Origin of the sequence: Mycobacterium sp., assembly GCF_008709575.1 — a bacterium.
GTDB lineage: Bacteria > Actinomycetota > Actinomycetes > Mycobacteriales > Mycobacteriaceae > Mycobacterium.
The window spans coordinates 1-7,485 of the sequence record NZ_VYIK01000096.1 but is presented as its reverse complement, the minus strand read 5'-3'; the positions used below and the strand labels follow the sequence as shown (position 1 = coordinate 7,485).

At 67.4% G+C, this 7,485-nt stretch carries 9 protein-coding genes and 1 pseudogene; 7 read left to right on the top strand and 3 right to left on the bottom strand.

All coding sequences use genetic code 11. The annotated features are described in order from the left end of the window. Nucleotides 1-444, top strand: a pseudogene (locus tag F6Q13_RS16355) (beta-ketoacyl-ACP synthase); the annotation flags it as partial. Nucleotides 445-447: 3 nt separating this feature from the next. On the opposite strand, the gene F6Q13_RS16350 reads toward F6Q13_RS16355, so the two are convergent. Further along, a complete protein-coding gene (locus F6Q13_RS16350; protein WP_293058763.1) occupies nt 448-1,458 on the bottom strand; it encodes a prenyltransferase in 1,011 nt (336 codons plus the stop codon). Nucleotides 1,459-1,478: 20 nt separating this feature from the next. Then, nucleotides 1,479-2,180 (bottom strand): TetR/AcrR family transcriptional regulator, encoded by a 702-nt coding sequence (locus F6Q13_RS16345; RefSeq protein ID WP_293058760.1) that lies wholly within the window; start codon nt 2,178-2,180, stop codon nt 1,479-1,481. Between the two features lie 110 nt (nt 2,181-2,290). On the opposite strand from F6Q13_RS16345, the gene F6Q13_RS16340 reads away from it, so the two are divergent. The 6 genes from F6Q13_RS16340 to deoC all read left to right on the top strand — a co-directional run bounded on the left by F6Q13_RS16340 (nt 2,291) and on the right by deoC (nt 6,262). Further along, nucleotides 2,291-3,637, top strand: a complete 1,347-nt coding sequence (locus F6Q13_RS16340) for a DUF445 domain-containing protein (protein WP_293058765.1) — start codon at nt 2,291-2,293, stop codon at nt 3,635-3,637. Nucleotides 3,638-3,724: 87 nt separating this feature from the next. Next, entirely contained in the window at nt 3,725-4,117 is a 393-nt protein-coding gene (locus F6Q13_RS16335; RefSeq protein WP_293058758.1) for a helix-turn-helix domain-containing protein, read from the top strand. Between the two features lie 50 nt (nt 4,118-4,167). Then, a complete protein-coding gene (locus F6Q13_RS16330; protein ID WP_293058755.1) occupies nt 4,168-4,770 on the top strand; it encodes a heparin-binding hemagglutinin in 603 nt (200 codons plus the stop codon). Between the two features lie 94 nt (nt 4,771-4,864). Beyond that, nucleotides 4,865-5,137: a DUF2516 family protein gene (locus F6Q13_RS16325; RefSeq protein ID WP_293058752.1), complete on the top strand. Its 273-nt coding sequence runs from the start codon at nt 4,865-4,867 to the stop codon at nt 5,135-5,137. Between the two features lie 4 nt (nt 5,138-5,141). After that, a complete protein-coding gene (locus F6Q13_RS16320) occupies nt 5,142-5,582 on the top strand; it encodes a DUF2599 domain-containing protein (protein WP_293058749.1) in 441 nt (146 codons plus the stop codon). Beyond that, nucleotides 5,582-6,262: a deoxyribose-phosphate aldolase gene (deoC, locus tag F6Q13_RS16315; RefSeq protein WP_293058747.1), complete on the top strand. Its 681-nt coding sequence runs from the start codon at nt 5,582-5,584 to the stop codon at nt 6,260-6,262. The genes F6Q13_RS16320 and deoC overlap by 1 nt, the downstream gene beginning before the upstream one ends. A 7-nt stretch (nt 6,263-6,269) precedes the next feature. On the opposite strand, the gene F6Q13_RS16310 is transcribed toward deoC, so the two are convergent. Further along, the gene (locus tag F6Q13_RS16310; protein ID WP_293058745.1) at nt 6,270-7,160 is read right to left on the bottom strand and encodes a DUF2993 domain-containing protein; all 891 of its coding nucleotides are present in this window, start codon (nt 7,158-7,160) and stop codon (nt 6,270-6,272) included. Nucleotides 7,161-7,485 lie beyond the last annotated feature (325 nt).

Genomic DNA, 7,485 nt, shown 5'->3' with positions numbered 1-7,485 from the left:
ACCTCCGACGGCTATGACATCGTCAACCCGGACCCCCACGGGGAGCGGGCCGGATACGCCATGACGCGGGCGGTGCAGCTGGCCGGACTACGCCCCACCGACATCGACCACATCAATGCGCACGCCACCGGCACCCGCAGCGGTGATCTGGCTGAGGCAAAGGCGATCAACACGGCAATGGGCCGGCACCGGCCGGCGGTGTATGCGCCGAAGGCGGCGCTCGGTCATTCGGTCGGCGCGGTCGGTGCCGTCGAGGCGATCCTGACCGTGCTGGCCCTGCGGGACGGCACGATTCCCCCGACGTTGAACCTGCGCAACCGCGATCCGCAGATCGATCTAGACGTCGTGTCCGGAAAGCCCCGGCAGGGTAGCTACCACTATGCGATCAAGAACTCGTTCAGTTTCGGCGGCCACAACGTCGCGCTGGTTTTCGGTCGATATTAGGAATCACAGGGTGCGCAGCACCGCCCCGACCGCCAAGCCGACCACCAAGAAAGCACCCGCCTGACGGGTGTGCACCCAGGCCAGTGCGGCGTACCACAGCGGCCACACCGGAAAGCCGTCCGGCGGCGCCTGCGGCGGTGGGCGCCGGAAATGCGGCCACACTCTGGCCAGCCGGGGCAGTGCCGCGACGACGAGCAGCGCCGGCCACGGCAGCGCACCGGCCAGCACCGCCGCGGCAACCAACAGGTAGAAACCGACCATCATCGCCAGCGTGACGGCGCGGGCACGGGCTTCGCCGAGGATCACCGGCAGTGTCCGGATGCCCAGCGGCTCGTCGTACCCGATCTTGTCGATGTGCTTGCCCATCAACACCGTCGTGCAGGCCAGTCCATAGGGCAACGACGCCAGCACCAGCGACCAGTCGACGGTGCCGACCCCGGCGTAGTAGGTGCCGCACACCATCAGCGGACCCCAGACCAGCAGCACGTCGGGCTCGCCCAGGCCGCGCTTCTTCAACCGCACCGGCGGTGCCGTGTAGGCGACGCTCAGCACGAAGCCGGACAACGCGAACGCCACCACCGGCCAACCGCGCGCCCAGGTCAGCACGATCAGGATCGTCAGGTCGGCCAGGTTCACCGCCGCGATCGCGATCAGCAGCGTGCGGCGGCTGACCAGCCCGGAGAGCACCGGGTGCGGGGCATACAGAGCGCGCGGATAGTCCGCGGTGTCGGTGCCGGTGCGGGTGTCGTAGAGGTCGTTCATCAAGTTGTTGGCGATATGCGCCAGGGTGATGCCGACGATCGCCAGTACCAGCAGTCGCCAGTTCAGACCGGGGTGCCCCACCGCCAGCAGCGCGGCGACAAGACCCGACACGACGGTCATCGGCAATACCGCGGCGCGGGTGACGACGATCCAGCGGGTGACGGCGTCGACCGGGCCGTCGGGCGGGGGATTCGTGGTGCGCAGGGCATACCACCATGAGCGCAACCGGGAGCGGGCCGTCACCGGGGGCATGCGGGGAGTGTAACGCCGATTCAGCGGGGTAGCGGCGGCACGATCGGCGCCGGGTGCGGCTGTCCCCGGAACTTCTCCAGCGATCCGCCGACTTCGACGATCCCGCACAGCGCGCTCCAGCTCAGCATCGTGAGGTAGTCGATGAGGTCAGCGGTGCTCATCCGCGGGTCGAGCAACCACGAGTGGGTGGCCAGCTGGACACCGCCGACGATGTGATACGCCCACGGCTCCACCCCGCCGACGTCCATCCCGGCCTGCAGCATGCGCCGGCGCAGCATGACGGCCAGCATGCGGGCGATGATCCGCTCGGAGTCGGCGATCACTTTGCTTTTGCTGGCCGAGCTGTTGGCCATCACGAACCGATAGGGCTCAGGCTCGGCCGCCACGGTTTCGACGTACACCCGGATGATCTCGCGGGTGAGCTCGAAGCCGTCCAGATTCGACGACAGGGCGGCCGCCATATTGGGGATCAGCGTTTTCTGGGCGAACCGCATCATCACCGCGGTCGTCAGGTCGTTCTTGTCGACGAAGTAGCGATACAGGACGGTCTTGGAGACCCCGATCTCGCCGGCGATCTCGTCCATGCTCACAAAGCGACCCCGCCGCCGGATCGCTTCGATCGTCCCGTCGATCAGTTCGTTGCGACGATCCACCTTGTGCTGATGCCATCGCCGCTTCCGGCCGTCTGTCTTGGCCGATCCGGGCACTATGTGCTTCTCCACTATCGCGGATTCCCATTCACTCGACGTCCCCGATTCTACGGGCGACCGGCGCACGTTTCCGGTTGCGGCCGGGTCGCGGCGGTGGCCGTTAGCACTAACTCATCGCGGAGATAGCCGATGATGGGAGGGTGGCAGCGGGACCGACTCCATCGCAGTGGACGCCGGCATCGCTGGCCGAGTCTTTCGTTACCACCGATCCGCGGGCGGACGTGCAGCGGCGGCGGGCGCTGCGCCGCATGAAGGCGGTCGCGCTGGGCTTCCTGGTTGGCGCCAGTGCGGTGTTCCTCGGGTGCCGGTGGGCGCAGGCCGGCGGCACCGCCGCCGGCTGGGTGGGTTACGTCGGCGCCGCAGCCGAGGCGGGCATGGTCGGGGCGCTGGCGGACTGGTTCGCCGTCACCGCGCTGTTCAACCACCCGCTGGGTATCCCCATCCCCCACACCGCGATCATCAAACGCAAAAAGGACCAGCTCGGAGAGGGACTGGGTACGTTCGTGCGGGAGAATTTCCTGTCCCCGCCGGTGGTGACGACCAAGGTGCGCGATGCCCAGATTGCCAGTCGGCTGGGCAAGTGGCTTTCGGAGTTTTCGCACGCCGAGCGGGTCGCCGCCGAGACGGCGACCGTGCTGCGGGTGGGTGTGCAACAGCTGCGCGACGAGGACGCGCAGCACGTCATCGACCGGATGATCGTGCGGCGCATCGCCGAACCGAAATGGGGACCGCCGCTGGGCCGGGTGCTGGCCACCCTGCTGACCGAGAACCGGCAGGAAGCGCTGATCCAGCTGTTGGCCGACCGTGCGTTCGCGTGGTCGCTGAATGCCGGGGAGGTCATCCAGCGGGTGGTGGAGCGGGACTCGCCGAGCTGGTCACCTCGGTTCATCGACCACCTGGTCGGCGACCGCATCCACCGCGAGTTGATGGACTTCACCGACAAGGTGCGGCGTAACCCGTCCCATGAGTTGCGGCGTTCGGCGACCCGCTTCCTGTTCGCCTTCGCCGACGACCTGCAGCACGACGAGGCGACGATCGCGCGCGCCGAAGTGGTCAAAGAGCAGCTGATGGCCCGCGCCGAGGTCAGCAACGCCGCCGCGGCGGCCTGGAAGACGTTCAAACGGCTCGCGCTCGAAGGCCCAGGTGCCTTAGACGATCCGGGTGGCCCGCTGCGCACCCGGGTCGCCGGCGCAGTGGTGCGCTTCGGCGAGTCGTTGCGTGACGACGCCGACCTGCGTGACACAGTCGACGACTGGATCGTGCGGGCCGTCCAACAGCTGGTGGCGCACTACGGGGTGGAGATCACCGCGATCATCACCGACACGATCCAGCGCTGGGATGCCGCCGAAGCCAGCCGACGGATCGAGCTGCATGTGGGTCGCGATCTGCAGTTCATCCGGATCAACGGCACCGTTGTCGGGTCGCTGGCCGGTCTGGTGATTTACACGGTGGCACAGCTGCTGTTCTAGTCCCTGCTAACTACTGCTTGCAAAAGTTAGCACTAGACCGTACTGTGGTGTCCGTCAGCACCGACGGTCCGACGCAGGGAGCCAGCAATGCCACATGAGGACAAGCTTTCTGCAGTGGTGTCCACCGCCGCGTCAGACATCGGCAGCTTCATCAGGGCGCAGCGCGAGGCAGCGCAGGTCTCGGTGCGGCAGTTAGCGCAAAAGGCCGGTGTCAGCAATCCTTACCTCAGCCAAATCGAGCGCGGATTGCGCAAACCGTCCGCTGACGTGCTCAACCAGATCGCCAAGGCACTACGGGTCTCCGCCGAGGTGCTCTACGTGCGGGCCGGGATCCTCGAGCCCGCCACGACGAGCGAAGTACGCGACGCCATCGTCACCGATACGGCGATCACCGAGCGCCAGAAGCAGGTGCTGCTCGATGTCTACACATCCTTCGTGCAGCAAAACATGGCCACCGGCGAGGAGACCACCCCTGCGTAAACCTGGCTCACCAACAGCACCATCCAGACACCATCCAGAAAGGAAATACCATGGCCGACAATCCGACCATTGACGACCTGAAGGCCCCGCTGCTCGCCGCGCTGGGCGCCGCCGATCTGGCGCTGGCGACGGTCAACGACTTGCTCCTCGAGCTGCGCGAGCGTGCCGGAGAGACCCGCTCCGACACCCGCAGCCAAGTCCAGAAGAGCCGCGCGCGGCTGGTCAGGCTGCAGGAGGATCTGCCCGAACAGCTGCGCGAACTGCGGGAACGATTCACCGCCGAGGAACTTCGCAAGGCGGCGGAAGGTTATCTGGAAGCCGCGACACACCGCTACAACGAGCTGGTCCAGCGCGGCGAGGCCGCGCTGGAGCGACTGCGCAGCCAGTCCAGCTTCGATGACGCGTCGGCGCGCGCCGAGGGCTACGTCGATCAGGCAGTCGAGTTGACCCAGGAGGCGCTGGGCACGGTCGCGTCGCAGACCCGCGCGGTCGGCGAGCGTGCCGCCAAGCTGGTGGGCATCGAGCTACCCAAGAAGGAGCCCGCCAAGAAAACTCCGGCCAAGAAGGAGCCCGCGAAAAAGGCCCCGGTCAAGACTGCAGCCAAGAAAACCCCGGCCAAGAAAGCTCCCGCCAAGAAGGTCACCCAGAAGTAACGCGCGGGTGTCGGCGCCGCGTTGGCCCGGCCGAGCGACGCGGCATCCCGACGCGGAGTCGACGTCGGCCTGCCCGCCCGCATAGGCTTACCGGGTGAGCCTTGTGCAGATAGTCTTGAGCACGGTGCAGGTCGGCGTCTTATTCATGACGCTCTACGCCTTCGTGGACGCGGCGACGCAGCGCCCCGATGCCTACACCGCCGCGGACAAGTTGACCAAACCGGTGTGGTTGGCGATTCTCGGTGCAGCGATGCCGCTGGACTGGTTTCTGGGCATGTTCGGGATAGTGGCCGCGGCGTGCGCGGCGGGTGTCTACCTGGCTGACGTCCGGCCCAAACTACGTGAAGTTCAAGGTAAATCGCGTTAACGGTATGCGAAGGTCGGTCGCCCTGGCGGCAGCGTTGGTGGCGTTGCCGGGCCTTGCGTCCGCGTCGGCCGATCCCGGTGTTGCCGAGCCGGCCGGCGGCTCCTATGCGCCACCTTTCGTCGACCACACCGAGTGGGTGTCCTGGGGTTCGGGGGACCGACGTTCCAGCCTGCGGATCTATCCGACCCCGTCGGCCCGTGCCGCCGCCCGACACCTCGGCACAGCGGAGAGCTTCGCCGGCCAGGCCTGGACGGAGGTGCTGGCACGGGCGCCCGACGCCGATACCCCCGGCATGCGTGCGCAGTTCGTCTGCCACTGGCAGATCGCCGAGTTCGTGCAGCCCGGCAAGACCAGCTGGAATCTCGAGCCATGGCGGCCGGTGGTCGACGACGCCGAGATGATCCGCTCGGGCTGTAACCCGGGCGGTCGGCAAGAACCGTTCTGATGACGGGCCGTCCGAGCCGCCGGCAGGTGGCAGCGGTCGTCGACCATACCCTGCTCAAGCCGGAGGCCACCGGCACCGACGTCGCCGCCGCGGCTGCTGAAGCCGTCGAACTCGGCGCCTACGCGGTGTGTGTCTCGCCGTCCATGGTGCCGGCCGCCGCCCGGGCGGGTGGTGCCGGTCTGCGCGTCGCCGCGGTTGCGGGTTTCCCGTCGGGCAAGCACCCTCGTCAGGTCAAAGCCCAGGAAGCGGCGCTGGCGGTGGCGTCCGGGGCAAGTGAGATCGACATGGTGATCGACATCGGTGCCGCGGTGGCCGGTGACGTCGACACCGTACGGTTGGAGATCGCCGCGGTGCGCGCCGCGGTACCCGCCGCGGTGCTCAAGGTGATCGTGGAGTCCGCGGTGTTGCTGACGCTGAGCGACGAGCGCTGCCTGGTCACCGTCTGCCGGGCCGCCGAGGAGGCCGGCGCGGACTTCGTGAAGACGTCGACCGGCTTTCATCCCGCCGGCGGGGCGTCGGTGCGCGCCGTCGCGGTGATGACCGACGCCGTCGGCGGTCGGCTCGGAGTCAAGGCCAGCGGCGGCATCCGCACCGCTGCCGACGCCCTCGCGATGCTGGCGGCCGGCGCCACCCGGTTGGGCCTGTCAGCCACCCGGGCGGTGCTCGACGGTTTCGACTGAACTGCCGTTACAGCCCACTGAAGCAGTTCTGGCCGGTCGGCGACGACGCCGGGATGGTGGCATCGCTGGTCGAGAACGTGGCCCGAACACCGGAATCGGTGACGTGCACGCTGTCGGCGTGGATGCCCAGGGGGTAGTCCTTGGTGGCCTCGGAGGTCAGGTCGTCCAGGTTTTTCTGGACAGTCTCCGTCGACATCTTGGCCCCCAGCGCCGTCAGGCTGACCACCTTCAGCGACAGCCCGTTGTCGACAATTTCCGGCTTGACCGTGGCGCTGTCAATCAGCCCCTTCAGCTGGATGGTCCCGGAGCTGGGGTCGGTGGTCACCGTATTGGTCACGAAACTGCCCAGTACCGGGATGGCGTCCTGAATCGATTGCTTGATTCCGTTTGACGACCAGCTGATGGTGCCGTTGAGCGCACCGATGGTGCCCTTGGAGTCGGGGGTTTTGTGGAGCCGGATATCGCGGATGTCCAGGCTGATCTGCATGCCTTTGACGCCGCGCACCTGATTGCCCGCCGTCTGCACCGAAATGTTGGTGTAATGGCCGGTGAGAACTTGCCACAGCACCGGCGGCGTGGCGGCGAAGGACACTTTGGCACCGTCTTGCACCTCGCACGACACCGCGGCGGCCACTTTGCTGTCGGCCAGATGGCGGGCATAGAGCTCGGCGCCGATCAGGCTCGCCACGATCAGCAGCCCCACGGTGGTGATGACGAGAAGGATCGACACCGGGTTGCCGAAAAAGCGGTGTCGGGACGTCGTCGCAGCGGGCTGGTCGGACAGCCGGGCAGCCGGCGGCGGTGGTTGGTTGGGCGGGCCGCCCTGGGGGATGCGGCGGGTCGGCGATTCAGACGGTGATGGCCCGGGCCGACCGGATGGGCCTTGCGGTGTCGACATCCGGTCGATTGTGCCTTACCGAGTTGCTGACGGGCTAACCGACCGCGGGCGATGCCCACAGGTTCGCTCAGAGCCTGTTCACAGACGGTGATGCTGCCTGCTGGCTGAGCCCGCCAGCGGATGTCGTATCGGGTCAGGTAGCCGATCGCATCCACGACAGCCCGAAGATCGTGGACCATCGCCCGCCCGCCCGGACCGGGGCGCAACGCGGCCATCACCGGGTCTCCGGTGCGGCGGGTTGTGCACAGGTGGGGTTTTTGTCGGGCATGTTGTCGGGGGTGTGCGGTAGTGTTTCGAACATGAGTTCGATCCAGGTGGTGGCGCC

What these genes read in the sequence shown, in the direction of transcription:
- F6Q13_RS16350 (WP_293058763.1), bottom strand. Translation starts at nt 1,458, where the DNA reads ATGCCCCCGGTGACGGCCCGCTCCCGGTTGCGCTCATGGTGGTATGCC.
- F6Q13_RS16335 (WP_293058758.1), top strand. Translation starts at nt 3,725, where the DNA reads ATGCCACATGAGGACAAGCTTTCTGCAGTGGTGTCCACCGCCGCGTCA.
- F6Q13_RS16330 (WP_293058755.1), top strand. Translation starts at nt 4,168, where the DNA reads ATGGCCGACAATCCGACCATTGACGACCTGAAGGCCCCGCTGCTCGCC.
- F6Q13_RS16320 (WP_293058749.1), top strand. Translation starts at nt 5,142, where the DNA reads ATGCGAAGGTCGGTCGCCCTGGCGGCAGCGTTGGTGGCGTTGCCGGGC.
- deoC (WP_293058747.1), top strand. Translation starts at nt 5,582, where the DNA reads ATGACGGGCCGTCCGAGCCGCCGGCAGGTGGCAGCGGTCGTCGACCAT.
- F6Q13_RS16310 (WP_293058745.1), bottom strand. Translation starts at nt 7,160, where the DNA reads ATGTCGACACCGCAAGGCCCATCCGGTCGGCCCGGGCCATCACCGTCT.